The organism is Pseudoalteromonas xiamenensis (assembly GCF_030994125.1).
Taxonomy (GTDB): Bacteria; Pseudomonadota; Gammaproteobacteria; order Enterobacterales; family Alteromonadaceae; genus Pseudoalteromonas; species Pseudoalteromonas xiamenensis_B.
This window is the reverse complement of record NZ_CP099917.1, coordinates 492689-510814: the sequence shown is the minus strand read 5'-3', so window position 1 is coordinate 510814 and position 18126 is coordinate 492689. Positions and strand designations below refer to the sequence as shown.

General features: G+C 42.4%; 11 protein-coding genes, 2 pseudogenes and 1 riboswitch. Of the genes and pseudogenes, 4 read left to right on the top strand and 9 right to left on the bottom strand.

Translation table 11 applies throughout. The features are described 5' to 3' along the window. Positions 1-22: 22 nt before the first annotated feature. From NI389_RS02285 to NI389_RS02260, 6 genes and pseudogenes are all read right to left on the bottom strand, one after another. The gene (locus tag NI389_RS02285; protein WP_308361404.1) at positions 23-3181 is read right to left on the bottom strand and encodes an efflux RND transporter permease subunit; all 3159 of its coding nucleotides are present in this window, start codon (positions 3179-3181) and stop codon (positions 23-25) included. Between the two features lie 3 nt (positions 3182-3184). Continuing rightward, positions 3185-4354: an efflux RND transporter periplasmic adaptor subunit gene (locus NI389_RS02280; protein WP_308361403.1), complete on the bottom strand. Its 1170-nt coding sequence runs from the start codon at positions 4352-4354 to the stop codon at positions 3185-3187. Between the two features lie 205 nt (positions 4355-4559). Continuing rightward, positions 4560-5108, bottom strand: a complete 549-nt coding sequence (locus NI389_RS02275) for a DUF4136 domain-containing protein (RefSeq protein ID WP_308361402.1) — start codon at positions 5106-5108, stop codon at positions 4560-4562. 68 nt (positions 5109-5176) lie between these two features. Further along, a pseudogene (locus NI389_RS02270) lies at positions 5177-7956 on the bottom strand (ATPase). Then, positions 7953-8510 (bottom strand): condensin complex protein MksE, encoded by a 558-nt coding sequence (locus tag NI389_RS02265; protein WP_308361401.1) that lies wholly within the window; start codon positions 8508-8510, stop codon positions 7953-7955. The pseudogene NI389_RS02270 and the gene NI389_RS02265 overlap by 4 nt, the downstream one beginning before the upstream one ends. A gap of 5 nt (positions 8511-8515) precedes the next feature. Then, positions 8516-9760 (bottom strand): hypothetical protein, encoded by a 1245-nt coding sequence (locus tag NI389_RS02260; protein ID WP_308361400.1) that lies wholly within the window; start codon positions 9758-9760, stop codon positions 8516-8518. A 159-nt stretch (positions 9761-9919) separates the two neighbouring features. On the opposite strand from NI389_RS02260, the pseudogene nhaD reads away from it, so the two are divergent. The 3 genes and pseudogenes from nhaD (at position 9920) to NI389_RS02245 (ending at position 14514) form a co-directional block, all read left to right on the top strand. Next, positions 9920-11166, top strand: a pseudogene (nhaD, locus tag NI389_RS02255) (sodium:proton antiporter NhaD). 81 nt (positions 11167-11247) lie between these two features. Further along, positions 11248-11423, top strand: a riboswitch (Lysine riboswitch). Between the two features lie 99 nt (positions 11424-11522). Beyond that, positions 11523-12869 carry a lysine-sensitive aspartokinase 3 gene (lysC, locus tag NI389_RS02250; RefSeq protein WP_308361399.1) on the top strand — a complete coding sequence of 449 codons (1347 nt, stop codon included), beginning with the start codon at positions 11523-11525 and terminating at the stop codon, positions 12867-12869. Between the two features lie 322 nt (positions 12870-13191). Beyond that, a complete protein-coding gene (locus NI389_RS02245; protein ID WP_308361398.1) occupies positions 13192-14514 on the top strand; it encodes a sodium-dependent transporter in 1323 nt (440 codons plus the stop codon). Between the two features lie 133 nt (positions 14515-14647). On the opposite strand, the gene NI389_RS02240 is transcribed toward NI389_RS02245, so the two are convergent. Continuing rightward, positions 14648-14893 carry a hypothetical protein gene (locus tag NI389_RS02240; RefSeq protein ID WP_308361397.1) on the bottom strand — a complete coding sequence of 82 codons (246 nt, stop codon included), beginning with the start codon at positions 14891-14893 and terminating at the stop codon, positions 14648-14650. 135 nt (positions 14894-15028) lie between these two features. On the opposite strand from NI389_RS02240, the gene NI389_RS02235 reads away from it, so the two are divergent. Further along, complete coding sequence (locus NI389_RS02235) at positions 15029-15559, top strand: TIGR00645 family protein (protein ID WP_308361396.1); 531 nt, start codon at positions 15029-15031, stop codon at positions 15557-15559. A 186-nt stretch (positions 15560-15745) separates the two neighbouring features. Here NI389_RS02235 and recN read toward each other — a convergent pair whose 3' ends face one another. Continuing rightward, the gene (gene recN / locus NI389_RS02230; protein ID WP_308361395.1) at positions 15746-17416 is read right to left on the bottom strand and encodes a DNA repair protein RecN; all 1671 of its coding nucleotides are present in this window, start codon (positions 17414-17416) and stop codon (positions 15746-15748) included. Between the two features lie 115 nt (positions 17417-17531). Continuing rightward, complete coding sequence (locus NI389_RS02225) at positions 17532-18122, bottom strand: hypothetical protein (protein ID WP_308361394.1); 591 nt, start codon at positions 18120-18122, stop codon at positions 17532-17534. Positions 18123-18126: the final 4 nt, after the last annotated feature.

Sequence of the window (18126 nt, the reverse complement as noted above, 5' to 3'; positions counted from 1 at the left end):
TGAGCTTTTTGTTGTCATCAACTTAATTGGATTGGGGGAGCGTTTCGTCTACCGGTAATGCTTCTTTATCTTTACCGCGCAGTTTTCTCATTAAGCGTTTAAAGTCTTCGAGCGCAACATATTGGCAAGGGATCAACACAAGTGTAATTACCGTCGCAAACAGCACGCCGAAGGCTAAAGACACTGCCATTGGAATAACGATTTGCGCTTGTAAGCTCGTTTCCCAAATGATTGGCATAAGGCCAATAAAGGTTGTCAGCGAGGTAAGCAGAATCGCTCTAAAGCGTTTACAACCAGCATCTACAGCAGCATCTTTGATAGCAATACCTCGCTCACGGGCTTGGTTTACAAAGTCAACCATAACGAGAGAGTCATTGACGACCACACCGGCTACGGCAATGATTCCGAAGAAAGAGAGGCTACTCATGGTCATACCCATTAGAACGTGGCCATAAACTGCACCAACAACACCAAATGGAATAACAGACATGATTAGCAGTGGTTGCGTGTATGAGCGCAGCGGAATAGCAAGTAACGCGAAAATAATAAGTAGAGACAACACTAAATCGCGAATTTGTTCTGCGACACTGTCCATTTCTTCTTGAATACGACCCGCGACAGAACTTTGTACACTTGGGTAGTTTTTAAGTAGTGAAGGAAGGTACTCGTCACGTATGTTCTTTGCAATTTCAAAAGGCTCAGCTTGGTTGGTATCCACCGAGGCCCAAACATTGATGGTACGTTTTGAGTTTTCACGACGAATACTGTTTACGCCATCGACCAAATTAACTTCCGCTACTTCAGAAAGCAGTACTTCGGCACCGGTTGGCGTAACAATACGCACATCCTTGATATCACTAATGTTGTCACGATACTCACGTGGGTAGCGGATCATTACTTTGATTTCTTCACCATCACGCAAAATGCGCTGAGCTTCGAGCCCGTAGTAACTGAAATTAACTTGAGATGCGACATCAGCCAACGTTAAGCCTAAACTGTAAGCCAAAGGTTTAAGGTTAAGCTGTACTTCGTCTGTTGAACTTTGCATTGAGTCATTTACATCGCCGACGCCTTGCACTGTGCGTAACTTGTCTTTTAATTTACCTGCCACTTCAACAAGCTCATCGCGATTTTTACCTTCTAAACGGAAGCTAATATCGCCGTCATCACGGCCACCATTCATGATGCTGTCTTGAATATTCAAGGTCTTCATGCCTGGTAGAGGTGGCATTGCTTCACGCCACATGTCGCTAAGAGCGAATGTATCTATAGGACGTTCGTCTGGTTTCACCAAAATCGCCATGAGATTTGCGCGAGTACGACCGCGTAGGCTCACAGAAATGTTTTCAACCATTTTTTTGCCGTATTGAGCTTCGATTTTCTTATCAACCTCTAGCACCATTTGCTCAATTTTTTGAATGGATTCAAGCGTGGCGTTTTCAGAAGATGATAAGTTCATCTCTAAAGTGATACGAGGAAAGTCATGGGGGATTTTCGGGTTCGCGACAAACTTAATAAAACCACCAGCAAACAAGCCTCCGCTCACAATAAGCACAGACATAAAGCCTAAGATGACGGTGTAACGATAGTGAACACATTTCACGACGAACGGACGATAAATTTCTTCAACAAAGTAACGTAGGCCGCTATCAAACTTCTCACGCATACGATGCAGTGGATTTTTCGGGTTACTTGGTTTGTTGCTCATCGCAGCTAAGTGAGCCGGTAATATGAATTTAGATTCTATCAATGAGAACAACAGACACAGAATAATGACCCCGCCAATTGCTTTTGAAAATGCAGCACCTGGGCCTGTGGCAAACGTTTGTGGTAAGAATGCAGCAACCGTCGTTAATACACCGAAGGTTGCAGGAACTGCTACGCGTTTAACTCCGCGCACTACATTGTTGAGTGAATGACCATGTTCTTCGATTTCGGAGTGCACCGATTCACCGACCACTATAGCGTCATCTACGACGATACCAAGTACTAGGATGAAAGCGAAAAGCGAAGCGAGGTTTACAGTGACATCTAGGCCATTCATGGGCATCAGTAAAAATGCGCCTAAGAATGAAACTGGCAGACCCATCATTACCCAAAACGCTAGACGAATGCGTAAAAACAACGCAAGCATCGCCATAACGAGTAGACCACCCCAAATCATGTTCTCGATCATCATATTTAATCGACCGTTTAGGTAGTAAGTAAGGTCAACGATGGGGACGAGTTTTACCGTTGCTGGCAGTTCTGATTCTTTCTTCTCAAGGTATTGTTTAAGTACCGCGGCGACCTTTGTAATATCTTGATCTTTAGATGCATTCACTTCATAAACGAGCGAATTTTTACCATTAAACTTGCTGTATTGTAGTCCTTCTTCAAAATCGTCATGAATGGTAGCGACATCGCCAAGACGAATTTGCGCACCATCAGGTAAGTTTAAAAGCGGTAAATTTCTAAATTCGTCGCCCCGATACGCCTGATTTTCAACACGCATTGAAATATAGCCATTCTCAGAACGAATTTGACCTGCAGACATGTTTGCAGAGAAACCACGTACGGCATTCGAAATATCGCGGAAGGTTAAACCATATTCGCGTAGTTTATCTGGGCTAACCTCGATACCTATTTCGTATTTAAGGCCGCTGTAAAATTGCACTAAGTTAATGTCTGGCAAGGACAGCATTTCGTCATGTAATTTGTTACCAAGGTCCTTTAGATCATGACGACTAAGGTCTCCACTTAAAGACAAAATCATGACTTCTTGTGAATATTTGTCACGACGTACAATCGGACGTTCCATGCCTGCAGGGAAGCTAGAAATTGAGTCGATTTGCATTTTTACTTCATCAAGCACTTCTTGAGGGTCGTATTTTTCCTCGACTTCAATCCAAGATTCAGAAACACCTCGATTGGAAAAGGTAATTAGTCGTTTAATCCCTTCTAACCCTTCGAGCGACTCTTCAACTTTAATCGTGATACCTTCTTCAACTTCTTGCGGAGCTGCTCCAGGGTAAACGGCTTGAATGCTGAGCCAGTTATTTTCATACTGAGGGAACATTTGCTTGCGAATGGTCATCGCGGATAACAATCCACCCACAATAATGAAGATCATCAGCAGGTTTGCGGCCACAGGATTTCTGGCAAACCACGCAATAAGGCCTTTTTCTTGAACTTCAGCCATGAATTATTCCTCTTTCAATGCTAATTGCGTGTTTGTTTCAATTAGGCTGTCGGTACGCAACTGCATACCTTCGCTTGGATACTCAAGCGCGGAAGTGATAAGCTTCGCCCCATTGTCGATTCCTGCGTCAATAATCGCCATACCGTTGTACTCTCGAATAACGTGCACGGGTTTAAAACTCAGTGTTAGGTCTTCATTTAAAATACTGACTTGACCGTTACGAACTAAGTGTTGTGGAACAGCGATGGCATTTTCTACTTCTTTGCCTTTGATTTGTGCTGTTAGATACGTTCCAAAACGAAGAGGTTGGGCGACATTCGCATAAGGTTGCTCGACCTGAGCCACGAGGTAACTCATGCGGCTACGTTCGTCAATGACACCTTCACTTCTAACAATTGTGCCAGTCCATGATTGTGTTTGATCTGCGACTTTTGCACTTAGAGTGACCTCTGCATCCACCCCTAGTTTTTCTAAATGACGGAGATCTTTATCAGCAACAGGTAAGCGGATTTCGGCAATGGACGTAGAGTTTAAGTTACCAAGAGAATTACCAATGTTGAGTACCGAACCTAAGCTGATGTCGCGTGACTCAACAATCGCATCGTATGGCGCTTTTATATACGTTCGCTCAAGGTTACGTTTCGCACGTTTAACACTCGCTTGAGAGGCTTTGTATCTAGCTAACTTTTCTGCCAACTGCGGTTTGCGTAAATATAATTCTGATGGAATTGTTTCTGTTGCATCATTCTTGATTCGAGTCCATTCCGCTTGAGCAACTTGTGCTTGTGCGCGCTCAATTTCAAGCGCCGAACTTGCTTGGGCAAGGCTTGCCTCTGCTTCAATAAGTGCCGCTTCATAATCGTTGGGATCAATACGCGCAAGGATTTGACCTTCTTTAACGAAACCACCTTTCACGAATTGGTCGGACAAATCGACAATTTGGCCAGACACTTGCGCAACTAGTTGAGTATGGTATTTCGGTTTTACAACCCCATATGAACCAACATCTAAGGTCATCGGTTCGTAGTTAAGGGTAGAGGCTTCAACAAGAGGGTGGATCACCTGTTCAACTTTTTCTGGTGGTGGAGCTTTCATTGCAGCGAAACCAGCGGCCATAGCAACACCTGCGACGGTTACTACAATGGGTAGTAGGATTTGTTTACGACTTGCCACGGTATTCTTCCTTCAAAAATTAAAATACGATTCGCAAAACGGATTTTGCAGTCTATGAATGAAGGATACGCCAAATGTTATTTCGAGGTGTTTACAGTAGCGATTAGTTTGTAACAAAGCATTGCCAGATGGGTAATTTATTTACACCATGTCTAAATATTGGGGAAAAAAGCGCGAGATAGGGCATTTACCTCGCGCGAACGAATTATAATTTCGCTTTTGGTGGGAAGTTTGCAAGAATTTCAGCTACGGTTTGATTAACCGTTTCAGTACGCGCTTCTGGAGTCTGCTTTTTCTTGAGACGACCTTCTTTTACACCTCGCCATACAAGCTGCTGCGTGCCATTGTTTACAATATCAATAACCACTGTACCGACTTCATACTCGTGAGTGGTGGTTTGTGATTGAACACCCCAACCCCAATAATTCCAATGCGCTGCGTAAGTCGTATTGATAGTGTCTTGCGTGACTTTTTTGTCTACATTGACATGATAGTTCACTAAAACATCAGCACTAGTAGGGTCGGTGAGTGAAAATCCCTGTTTCGACATTTCAATGGAAATTGCGTCACGCAAACGCTTGTCCATTAGACCGTTGACTTGATAGGCGGTGCTTGAGTCGGGCAATTTCGCCGTTGGTGCAAATGCGTAGGTTTTGAATAACGCAAATTGTGCCGTTTTATCGTAATCCCAATCTGTCGTCTGGGCACAACCCGCTAACATTGCGACTAACAAAAATGCGAAAACGTGTCTCATAGTCATACTCCTTATTTAGGGCACGTATAACCATGCCCATTTCTTATACTGGTATTACGACCCTTAATTTACAGTGAATGTTCCACTTCTATCCAGTCTTTTTCGTCAACCCAGTTTTGGCTTCCACCATTGATTGCACGAATTGGTACAATATAGTTACAGCTGATCTGAGGTTTAACTGATGCAAATATAGGTACAAAGCCAAAGCTTAGTGCCGTTTCGATGATGGCTTTTTGGTTTTGAGGATCGATATCTGCGGCTTCATCGATATAAATTGGAATACGGTATCGAGCTTGTTCTTGATCCGACAGCAAGTGTCGGATAAAGAGCATGCCACACAACAATTTAATCGTAATGCGAGTGCCGTTTGATCCCGCTGAATCGATTTTCTCAAAGAATTCAGTTTCACCCGCTCGATTTGTCACTTCAAAACGAATATCAAATAAGTCCGTCAGTGTTAAGCCTGCTTTTTCACTTGCAAACTTAATGAGAAGATCTTTTGCTTCATTAATCTCACGTTCGCTATGTGGTTGGCTTGAAAGGAGGTCAAAACTTTCACCTTGCTCATATAAATCCGAAGTACTAATAATCGTATCAATGGCATCGATTAACAATTTTCTAGGTATCACGTTAATTTTAAACGCTTTTAAGTTAGATATACGGTGTAAACTGATCCCTTTGTTGAACGCATTCATCTCGCGGCGCAGACGTTCTAGGTCGTCTCGAAGACCTTTGATGGTTGAAGCAACTTCAGTTAATGCCACGCGAGCATGTTTGCCAACGGCATCACGTTCATTGTCAATGTTGTGGTATGCTGCAATGAGTCGTTGATACTTAATTTGCGGGTCTGGCTCATTATCGAATTTTGTGATCCCTGCATTATAGATATGCAAATAGGTGTTTTTGACATTGATGTCTAAACTTCTAAATTCGTGACACCAACGATTAAATTGGTGAAGTACATCGGCTAGATTGTCGAAATCCAAATTAATTTCAATCGGGTAACTAGTAGACTTGCCACTGTATAAATCCAACGTGTGGTCTATACGTTCTGTTTTTACCTGACGTAATCGTTCTGCTTGGCGCAAAATTAAATCTATTTTGCTTTGAATTATTGCTCGTCTATCCGAAATGGAGCCTGCATTGCGTTGCACGTCTTGCAAATAGCTGTCTACTTGCTCGCGCTCAGCGTCCAGTTGCGCTTGAAGAACGCTTTGTGCTTCATGAGACTGAAGCATTGTTTCATATTGGTCGAAGCGCTTCATCGCACTTTCTAGCGCCATGAGCTCGTCGTACAGGGTGTCTCGTTCATGCTGCTTCTCGGCCACGTTAGCGGCAACTTCACGTTGTTTTTCGAGTTCAAGTAACGAATTTTGCAATGCGTCCAAACGCGCCTTAAGCTGCTCTTTGTTTTCACCACTTTGCATTTGCACTGGTGCAAGCTTTTTAATTTTAATCGTTGCGCCAGGCAGATGCAGTTCCTGTCCGATAATTGATTTGGAAAGCAATGATAGAAATTCGCCAAATGCTTCTTCGTCAAAAATCTCGACCTCACCTTGAGAGGTCGTTGCAAAGGACAACAAATCTGGGTTGAACAAGCGAGATAGTTCCTCAACTTCTTTTAGCGACAAGTCTTCACGCATGCGCGTAAATAGGTTGTACTCAAGGTTTTTCAATTGCAACTTGAGACTCTTGATCTGCTTTTGTGTTTCAGAAATTCGAAAGTCTAATGTATGAAGGCTTTGACCTTGTGCGCTGTTGATGGAAAACGATAGGCTTTCATATTCTTTTTTAGAAGAGAGAGGTTAGTTTTTAATGTTGCGTGATGCGTTAACTCGAATTCACTTTTTAATGCATTGAAGTCTAAAAACCATTGTTCAATTTGCGTTTGTTTACGAGCGATATCTCGTGACTGTTGCAAATAAAGCTGTTGTTTGGCCTCAAAATCATGACGTTCCTCTTCAATATCAGCCAACTTCGATTTTAGTTCATCACAATGTTGCTCAACATACTCATCGAATTCGACTAACGCTTTATCAAGTTTTGGTGCATATGCCGCAAGCTTGCCCTTAAGATCAGCTTCCGTGTCTATCATCGTTTCAAGCGAAGCGATGGCTTCGCTCATCGTTTCAAGCGCATTTAATTCTCGACGAGCTTGATTTACTTTATCAAATGCACGGCGCCAAACGTCATAGAAATCGACTTTAGAGTTGGACATATGACGTTCAAATACACGCAACATAAAGCGTTTAACGTCTTGAGCACCTAGTTTGTGTAGGTTTAGGATCCGTCGGAAAATCTCTTTGTAGACCCCTGCGTCTTGTACGTTATTTAGCGGGATCATCTTGAGGTTCAATTCACCATCAAATTGCGTCGCAGCGCCAGTGAGTAGAGCATTGAGCTCTTGCGCTTTTAGCTCTACTGGCTTGAATCCTTTACTTTCTAGGTGGTTAAACAGTTTAGTATATTTGACGATGGTTTTATTTTCAGTGTAGTCCGCCAAATCAAGTTTGCCGTTATAGCAGAAAAATTGGTGCGCATAGCCAGCTACTTTGCCAAGACCTGCAACACCGATAACAACATCGCCATGTGGCAATTGCGCTTCAAGAAGTATGTAGGATTGATCGGTGGAAAAATAGAACTTACGAGTTTCTTCTAAATCATGGCCATCCCATTCCGTTAATCGAAGGTCATTAATAAGCGGAAACTGCAAAGCATTAATTACCGAACTTTTTCCCGTATTATTAGGCGCGCAGATTGAGCTGCTTTTATCGAGAGGGATCACGCATTTCGCATAACCTGCAGTGTTAAGCAGAGCGAGTTTATTGAGTCCATACATCATGCTCATAATGATTCTTCGTCCTCTACGTCTTCATATTGGTTGTCATTTACTTCCATCAGCGCATCGATGTAACGATAAATCGGCGCCAAATGTTGATATCCATTTTCTACTTCGCGTGCTAAACCAAAACGCACCATTCGTCCGTAGACGTCTTTTCGCAATTCTGAGCCAGAGAATAATTCGAGCTGGTCAAACAGATGCTTATTAAGTTGCACGATGGTTTGCATCAATTCCAAATCGATGGTTTCGTCAAACAGCGCTCTGAGAGGATCTTTACCTTGGTTTGCAAAATGCTCGATTAACACAAATAAGGTGAGGGCGAAGCTGCGGGACGTTTTACCCATGTTAGGCGTGCTTTCATCCGCTGCAAAATAAAAGAAACCACGGCTATCTCGTTTAATTTCTTGGCCTAAACCAAAAAAGAGCGCTTCATAGGAATCGAATTGTTGATCCAATTGTTGCCAAAGTGTCGTGTCTTGCTCGCTAATGTGGTAGCCACCTGCCAACTTCTTGTAGATGGCTTGTAATTCAGTAAGCTCAGATAGGTTGATTGTTGTCATAACTATTAATCTTCTTTTGCGTTCGCACTGAATGGATAGAGTGCAAATTGATGTTCGCCAATCGCGATTGTCTGTTTTAGGTCCTCTTGAGATAGCGCAAACTCAGAATCACTGATAATCCTTTGATAAAGGAATAACATTTCGTCTGCTTCTAAATCAGGGTAACTGCTACTCAAAAAACCAAGAAGCTGTGTTTTCTTGCCGCTAAAACCACGTAACGCTTTTCTCACATCCAAGTAATCAGGGATATTTGGACTCACATACGCTGGTACATCCAGTTCATCCGGCAGTTGGTAAGCTTCATCTTCGAACTCGGAAAGTCCAGCCATATAAGATACAATGTGACGTTGTTGACCAAGCGAAAAACGTTGTACATCACTTACGAAATTGGGCTGTGTTGCAGTCAATACAAAGTCCACGCCGCGCTTTCGAACCAGTGAAAGCACTTTAGAAGCTTGACGAGTGATTAAGGTATTTCGGCGTAACTCTTCGCGAAGCGGAAGTAACATGTCCGCACTTTGGCGCAAACTTTCGCGTCCAATTAAATGCATGTCGAGGATACGCGTACGCAATTGCTCAAGCATTCGTTTATCTTCAGGGCCTCGACCAACGTGATCGAGCGTAATAATTTGCTCGCTGATTTGATGTTCTATAAGACTAAAACAACGTTGAAATTCACCGTGAATATCGACCATTTCGAGCATCGGTTCGATGTACTCATCAAACGCTTCAAGCACAGCTTGGTAACGCTTTTTTAAAGAGACATTGGATTGGTCAGCTTTTGCTTGTTCAACAATGTTCATGATTGCATTTTCATTGTGTTGATACAGCTTGACTATTTTCCGAACGCGTTCGTCCATAATGCGACTAAAACGACGAAGTTCGCCATGGTCGCCAACTTGACCTGCATCGGCGAGTCTGAATCCCAGACGCTCCAAATCTTTTACTAAAACGGTAATTTCTTCTGCAAGCCCTAAACTTTCTTCTTGCAACAAATAACCCATAAAATCCGCAATAGCGCGATTGAGCTCAAGTTGTGACGACTTAGCAAGGGGGATAACAATCTCTTGATTTAACAGTCGATTTGCTTCTTTAAATAATCGTTCACTTTGCCAATTTGGGTTCTTTTGTTTTAATACGTTTTGTACATCTTTTAGACTAAAGTCTGTGTACTTAAAGCGTTTAAAAAGTAGCTCTAGCGTCGACCAATGTTCGTTTATAGTATTTAATATCTTTTTAGCTGGGATCATGGTTTTCCAGTAGGCAATTTAATTCTTTTGCGAGAGTGTAAAAAAACTGACAAATAAGTCATAGGTACATGACATCGCTTGTCACTAAATGCTAGACTGCGCGGCGAATTACGTTACCCCTCAAATTTTTTACTTTATTATACAGGTTGTTTACGAACTATGGTCACGCCCATAATCTTAACCCTAGTCGCAATCGCATTTTTGCTGATCGTTATAGAGGATATCATCCACGTAAACAAGGCCAAAACAACCCTTTTTTTGGTACTTTGTGTTGGATTATCGCTTTTATTTCCCCTTTTCATGGCGAAAGCCCAGAAATTGTACAAGAACAGTTAGATCACAACATTCTAGAGATAGCCACTTTATGGTTGTTTTTAATGGCAGCGATGACTTTTGTTGCCTATCTAAACTCCAAAGGGTTTATCCAAAATATTGTTCATCGAGTGATGCCAGCACAAATTAGTGAACGTCGTTTGATGTTTGTGGTGGGAGCGGCTGCATTCTTGTTTTCATCTATTTCCGACAACATTACGGCAACGTTGATTTCGCTTGCGGTAATCATGTCACTGAAACTCGACCCGAAAAAGCTCATCAAGTATGCCACATTGATTGTATTTGCGGTGAATTCGGGGGGCGTATCGTTGATTACAGGTGACGTAACTACACTCATGATTTTCTTGGCAGATAAGGTGACGATCCCTGATCTGCTATTATTGGTACTACCGTCGTTATTTGCCGTTTTAGTCTTAGCAACCATGCTTTCTATCGGCATGAAAGAACCGGTTGTGTTTGAAAAATCAGATTTACGCCGAATTGAAAAAACGGACATTACCATCGCGGTTATTTTCTTTTCGACTATCTTGGCGACACTTGTATTGAGTGTTTTGTACCACGTACCGCCATTACTTACTTTCTTGTTTGGCTTGTCTCTTATGTTCTTAGTAGCGCAATTTTTAATGCGCAAAAAAGACGTAAACAAGAAAATCATTGATTACATTCGTGAAATTGAATACGACACGTTACTTTTTTTCGTTGGTGTATTATTACTCGTTGGAGCGCTCAAAGAAGTCGGTGTTTTACATATGTTTACGCATTTATACGAGCTTATGCCACCTGAATATGCTAATTACCTAATGGGTTTACTCTCTGCAACTATTGACAACGTTCCGTTGACTGCGGCGTTGCTTAAAGCAGACATTGCGATGACCGAGCAAAACTGGTTAGCCTTCACCTATGCAACTGGGGTGGGGGGATCAATGCTTATCATTGGTTCCGCAGCTGGTATTATAGCAATGAGTAAAGTGAAGGACTTAACCTTTATGAGCTATTTGCGTATGTCTGGTTATCTGTTGATTGCCTATACGATTGGCTATACAGGCGCGTTTTTTGCGGGTCAATTTATTTAAAAATAACTTGACACCTAGACGGCTAAACGATAATTTTCACTCGCTCCACTGCGGTGGAGCACGTTTAGCACGTAAGGTGTTAAACACAGAAGAGGTGCAATGCCTAGGTAGTTAGTGGGAGAGGACGATACTCTACGAACACTAACGAGGGAGAGCATTGCCGAGAGTAAAGGCTGATTCGTCGTGGTCTTTTCTCGGTCTTTGGGGCTGAATCCTCAGGACTGTCACCAACTCACTGGTGGAGAGCTTCTGGCAATGGTTAATTTCTTCCTTCGACGAGTCACCTTCTTGCCAAGTTCTCCTTGTATTTTATGACTAAAGCCTCAAAATATATGGCGTAGTCTAAAGGAGAGACCATGAATTCTAATATTGTAGTTGCCAAATTTGGCGGTACAAGTGTTGCCGATTTTGATGCAATGTTACGCTGCGCCCAAATTATCCAAGATGATAACAACGTACGCGTTGTTGCCGTGAGCGCAAGCGCTGGCGTTACAAATCATTTAGTGAACCTAACTCAGGCGGGTCATAGTGAATCTGATCGTCAGCAGTGGGTTGATGCGGTCATCGCAATTCAAGACAACATTCTAGCGAAACTCAGCTTAGATGCGGATTTAGCACAAGGGTTTGAGCAAACTCTCAATGAATTTAAACAACTTGCTAGTTTGCATGCGTTGAGTAAACAACAGTGCGATGAGATGCTAAGTTTTGGTGAGCGTCTATCTTCATTTTTGTTTACTCAGGTACTTCGCCAACTTGGTGTGAAAGCGGAGCGTTTTGACGTGAGAAAGGTACTTAAAACCAACTCAAGTTTCGGTAAAGCGGTACCTGACATACTAGCGACACGTGAAGCCGCAACCGAGTTGCTGTTGCCTATCTTGGAAGAGCATGTTGTTGTTACTCAGGGTTTCATCGGTTCAGATAGTTTTGGGCAAACAACCACGCTTGGACGCGGCGGTTCAGATTACAGCGCGGCGCTACTTGCTGAAGCGATTAGTGCGGTGAGCGTTCACATTTGGACTGACGTTGTGGGCATCTTCTCTACCGATCCTCGTTTGTGTGCCAAAGCAACGCCGATAGCTCGTCTAAGTTTTGACGAGGCGGCGGAAATGGCAACGTTTGGTGCGAAAGTGTTGCATCCGGCGACCATTTTGCCTGCAAGCCGAGCAGGTATTTCCGTGTTCGTTGGTTCGAGTCGTGAACCACATGCAGGTGGAACGTGGATTGAAAAAGAAAAACGAAACGAGCCAGGGATCCGTGCTGTAACACAGCGTAAAAATCAACTATTACTAACGCTCAAGAGCCCAGAAATGTTGCTAGCGAGTGGTTTTTTAGCACGCGTTTTTGGCATCTTAAGCAGTTACAACATTTCTGTTGATTTAGTTACTACATCTGAAATTAGTGTGGCGTTGACTCTCGATAATGCCCCTAATGCAAGCCGTCCGGAACTTGAGCAAGCTTGTTTAGACGAACTTTCTCAGTTTTGCCAAGTAACGGTTGAAAACAACCTAACACTTGTGGCACTGATTGGTTCTGAAATTCAACTTCGTCACGATGATAGTAACCTCATGCGTGTATTGTCTGACTTTAACATTCGTTTAATCTGCCATGGGGCGAGCAAACATAACTTATGTTTCTTAGTAGAGCAGAATCAATCTGATTCTGTAGTTCAAGCTATCCATGAACATTTGTTAGAAGTGGCTTAATAGTGCAGAGATAAGAAGCGAGTTGTGGATCAATTATTGCAGCTCGCTTCGAGTCAAATAACCTTGAACTTAAACCAGTCATCAATTAATTGATTAATTAATATATTCAACTGCTTACGGTGAGCTAAGCTATCGAGGTTTATGGGGTTCTGCGTATTCGTGTTTCAATTTCAATAAGACATCTGTTTTGTTTAACTTATCGATGCATAACTTGACCTAGTTTAGACGTCCATTTCCTTAAAATACTCGGCCTAAAAAGTCGCTTTTTAGTGCTAACTCAGTATAATCGAACGCCCAAAACAATAACAAAACTGAATGTAGTATGGCCTCTTTGCGCGATGGATTTCAAAGTCGACTCGGTTTCGTATTAGCAGCCGCTGGTGCAGCCGTAGGGCTTGGTAACATTTGGGGATTCCCCACTCAAGCTGCCAACCACGGTGGTGGTGCATTTTTACTCGTGTACTTTATCGTTGTGTTTTTGTTGGCATTGCCTGCGCTATACACCGAACTGTATATAGGACACCAAGCCCAATCTAACCCAGTTAAAGCACTAAGCCTCGCATGGAGTGAAAAACAGCCCAAAGTAGGTGCACTAGCAGGGTATATCGGCCTATTTGGCGCCATTGTCATGCTCAGCTTCTACAGTATTGTGGCAGGCTGGATGTTATCCCATGCACTTGAACCAGTTACCACGTTTCTTGGGCTGAGTGATGTAAGTCGGTTTTTAACTGAAGACAGTATGGCACGAAATTTTGTGTTTACGCCTTTGATGGTGTTGTTGACAGCAAGCATTATATTTAAAGGGGTTAAATCGGGTATTGAAAAGTGGTCACGTCGATTGATGCCGATGTTACTTATTTTACTGGTCGCGCTCATTGCATATATCGCGACATTACCTGGTGCAAAAGAAGGTTTTGAAACTTACCTTAAGCCCGATTTTAGCAAAGTAACGGACCCAGACCTTATCATCGCAGCGATGGGGCAGGCTTTCTTCTCGTTGTCGCTGGGTGTTGGGTGCATGATGATTTATGGCTCTTATTTAAAGCCAAATGAAAATTTACCTAAGCTAACGCTGAGTGTGGCTATGCTTGATACCGCGGTGGCATTTTTAGCCGGTTTGCTAATTATTCCCGCTATTTTTGTTGCTCAGCAGCACGGTGTTCAGGTATTCCAAGATGGCAAGTTAATCGGGGAAGGGCGTTTAATTTTCGCTGTGCTTCCCGAGTTGTTTAATACCATGGGAGAGATTGGTGTTTTCGTTGCACTGTGCTTCTTTGTTTTAATGTCCATTGCATCGGTTACTTCAACGATTTCCTCCACTGAAATTCCGGTTTCGTTTTTGGTTGAGAATCATGGTGTCACGCGTAGAGCCGCGACGTGGGCAGTTTCAGCAACAGTATTACTTGCTTCAATCATCATTATTTTAAATTTTGATTGGTTGTTTGGGCTTGTGATCACCGTGTTTACACAGTACCAATTACCACTTATGGGGTTATTCTACTTCATTACCGTAGGTTGGATGTGGAGACGAGGCAATCAGCTCGCGCTCGAATGCCATGGAAACATCTACTATTTTGCTTTGTATGTGAAGTACGTGTGCCCTGTGCTGATGACAGCCGTATTTGTAAACGTGGCATTGAGATAATTCGTTAGTAAATAGCTGAAGAAGTGCGTCTATTGCCGGATATGGCGGTCCACACTAAGCTCTGGTTTGAACACGTGCTTACACTTAAAACAGAAAAGGCCCATTTGGGCCTTTTAATTATTTCTGATTGTAATTACTTGATTTCTACATCTGTAACCGCTTGGTAGCCGTTACTTAGTAATTCTTCGTTTACGCAATCCAATACAAACTTTTTCAGTGCGCCAGCTTCTACGTTGTCGTCTTTCGCCCAATCTGTACACATTTGCGTAAGTTCAGCAACCATTTCAGCAGGGGCTTGCTCTTTTGCATCATCCGCTGCTAATACATTGCCTGTGAACACTAACGCGAAAACACCTGCAATGCGAAATAATTTTGTCATGTCTTTGTATCCTAGTGATTAATTAGACGCGCTATTTTTAGCTCAAAAATAATGATTAAGATAACGAATTAATTTTTTCGTCAGGAGAGAATTCTATTATCATACTCAACATAAACATTTCTGATTTGAACGGTCATGAGCTCAGAGAAAAATACAGCACAAAATCTGGAACAACTACTTGAAAGAACTTTGTTTAAGGGGCGTTGGTTACTGGCTCCATTCTTTCTAGGTTTGATGTTTGCCGTAGTCTTATTACTTATAAAATTTTTTAAACAACTGTACGTAATGACACTTTCTGCTTTCTCAGAGAGTGGTAATCATTTACTTGTAGGAATACTCACGTTAGTTGATACGGCGTTACTTGCCGGACTACTGTTAATTATCATTTTCAGTGGCTATGAGAACTTTGTTTCAAAGCTGGACATTGATGATCACGAAGATCGTCCTGCCTGGATGGGCAAAGTTGGGTTTTCTGGATTAAAAATTAAGTTAATCAGCGCGATAGTGGCTATTTCGGCCGTAGAACTACTGAAAGTATTTATTAGTTCGCAAGATTTGACTAATACTCAGTTAGGCTGGAAAGTAGGAATACATCTTACTTTCGTAATTTCCGGTGTGTTGTTTTCTATTACGGATTACATAAATAGCAAAACGAAAAGTCATTAGGTAGGTTATTCTAATTTCAAACGATTTTAAGAAATGCTTTTAACAGTAAATTTAACCTAAACAACGGCAATATATCGTGAAATAAAGAGTGGTGATTTCGACGTTGTTTCTTATTCCTACTATCGCTCGAATCGCATGCGAGGGTTTAACCTCGCACACAATTAAGCATGATTTTAGGAGCTAGAATCAGTGAAACGATAATAACTCTTTTGCACTGGCCTTGGTTGTCTCACTTATTACATCCCCACCAAGCAAGCGTGCGATTTCATTAACACGACCATGCTCATCCAAAATTTGCATCGAGGTATGCGTAGTTGCGCCATCGCTTTGTTTAGATACATAAAATTGATTGTGTCCGCAACTCGCGACTTGGGGTAGGTGGGTCACGCAGATAACTTGGGTGGACGTACCGAGCTGTCGTAGTAACTTTCCTACCGCAGCGGCAGTAGGGCCTGAAATACCAACGTCTACTTCATCAAAAATCAATGTGGGCGTGGTCACTTTCTGTGCGATAATAACCTGAATTGCTAAACTGATTCGAGAAAGTTCACCACCGGATGCGACTTTAGCTAGAGCTTGCATTGGTTGTCCCGGATTAGTACAAACCAAAAATTCGATTTCATCCATTCCATTCGCGCTAGGCTTGTTATTGACCTTTCGGCCTAGCGCAATAGCAAACTTGCCGTTGGCCATTGATAGTCCAGCCATGCTTTGGGTGATTAAGCAATTTAATGCTTCTGAGGCAGCTTTGCGGCTTGTACTTAATGCATCAGCTTCATCAAAGTAAATCTCTTTAGCTTTTTGCAATTCAATTTCGAGTAATTGAAGGCGTTCTGAGTTTGCTGTTAAACCATTTAGTTGAGTTGCTAACGCGCTATGAAGTTCATACAGCGCTTCTGGTCGAACCTGATGCTTTCGAGCTAAATCCATTGCTTTTGCTAATCGAGAGTCGAGCTCTTCTAGCCGTTCTGGGTCTTGTTCTAGGTTATTACTATAACGTCGAATTTCGCGACTCGCTTCTTCAACTTGAACGGACGCATCTTGCAACATAGAGGCGATAGCCTCTAATGAAGGATCGTAGGTTGAAAGTTCATGAAACTGACTCGTTGCATGTTGCAGAAGGCTGAGCACAGTGAGGTCGTCAGATTCATACAAGGCCTGCAATTCTCGCTGACAACTTTCTTGAATTGTTTGGCTGTGGCTTAATTTACTATGCTCATTTTCAATTTCTTCAAATTCATTTTCACCCAGTGCAAACTCATCTAGTTCCGCCACTTGGTATTCTAGCAACTGTTTTTGAGCCGAGAGTTGAGCTTGCTCCTCCTGTAAAATGGCGATTTCTTTGGTGATTGCCTGAACTTGTTGATATTGATGCTTAACCGCTTTCATCAGTTGTTCGTGACCAGCGTAGGCATCGAGCAACTCTAATTGATGATCATTCTTTAGTAATAATTGATGTGCATGTTGGCCGTGAATTGCAACCAGCAGTTGGCCAAGCTCTTTAAGTTGTGCCGCTGTAACGGATGCGCCATTGATGTAGTTTTTGCTGCGGCCATTTTTGCTTATCACGCGACGTAAAATACATTCCTCGTCGTCACTTTCCAGAAGATGTTCTTTTAAATAGTTTTGTGCACGTGGAAGTAACGACACATCAAAGCAAGCTGCTATCTCTGCTTTGTCACACCCAGGTCGTATAGAGTGGGCATCTGCTCGTTCGCCAAGACATAACGAAAGCGCATCAATGGCGATGGACTTACCTGCGCCGGTTTCCCCTGTAATTGAAGTCATGCCTTTATTCCAGTCGATCACAAGGTCACTGACGATTGCATAATTACTAATTTCAAGACTCATCAACATACTGTTTATCCATCCAGTTATATACTGATAATTTATACAGTAAAAATGAAATTAGCAAATGAATTTTGAATGAAGCTATTAAAGTCGAATAAAGAAAAAGGCCCGAATGGGCCTTTTAGTAATTTGAAAGCTCTTGTGCTTTGGTTTTTGGTGCGATGAACTCAGGTTCATCGTCTTGCTTGTCTTGTATTTGCGCTTCGTCTTCTAGGACGGATTCTTCTTCGGTAATCCCGTCTGGTTGATCTGGTGTTTGTAACAGCACAATCAGGGCGGGCAAAATTTCATGATAAAAGGCTTTGTTGTAGGCAATACCAGCACTGGGCAGCTCGGCGACAAAATATTGCATTTGTGTCTCTAACGCATCGATATTTTTGGTTACATAGCATTTTTGAAGTTCACGACCAACGGTATTAACAAAAAGGTCTGCTACGCGTTCAAGCTGATGTAAATTTTCTTCAGTGTGATGTTGAACCACGAAGAAGTTGTTGGTAATCGATTGCAACTTAGGCACATATTTAGGTCGAACGATTTTAGCTTCAACAAATTCAGCGAGCTTTAATTTAAAATGCGCGTTAATTTCTTTCACGCGTTCGTTGTATGCTCTTTTTTCGGCCTCGCGGGCTTTGCGACGATTGTTTTCTATTACAACGTAAACGGCTAATAGCACAATGAGCAAAATGAGCGTCACAAGCACAAGCATGGTCATACGG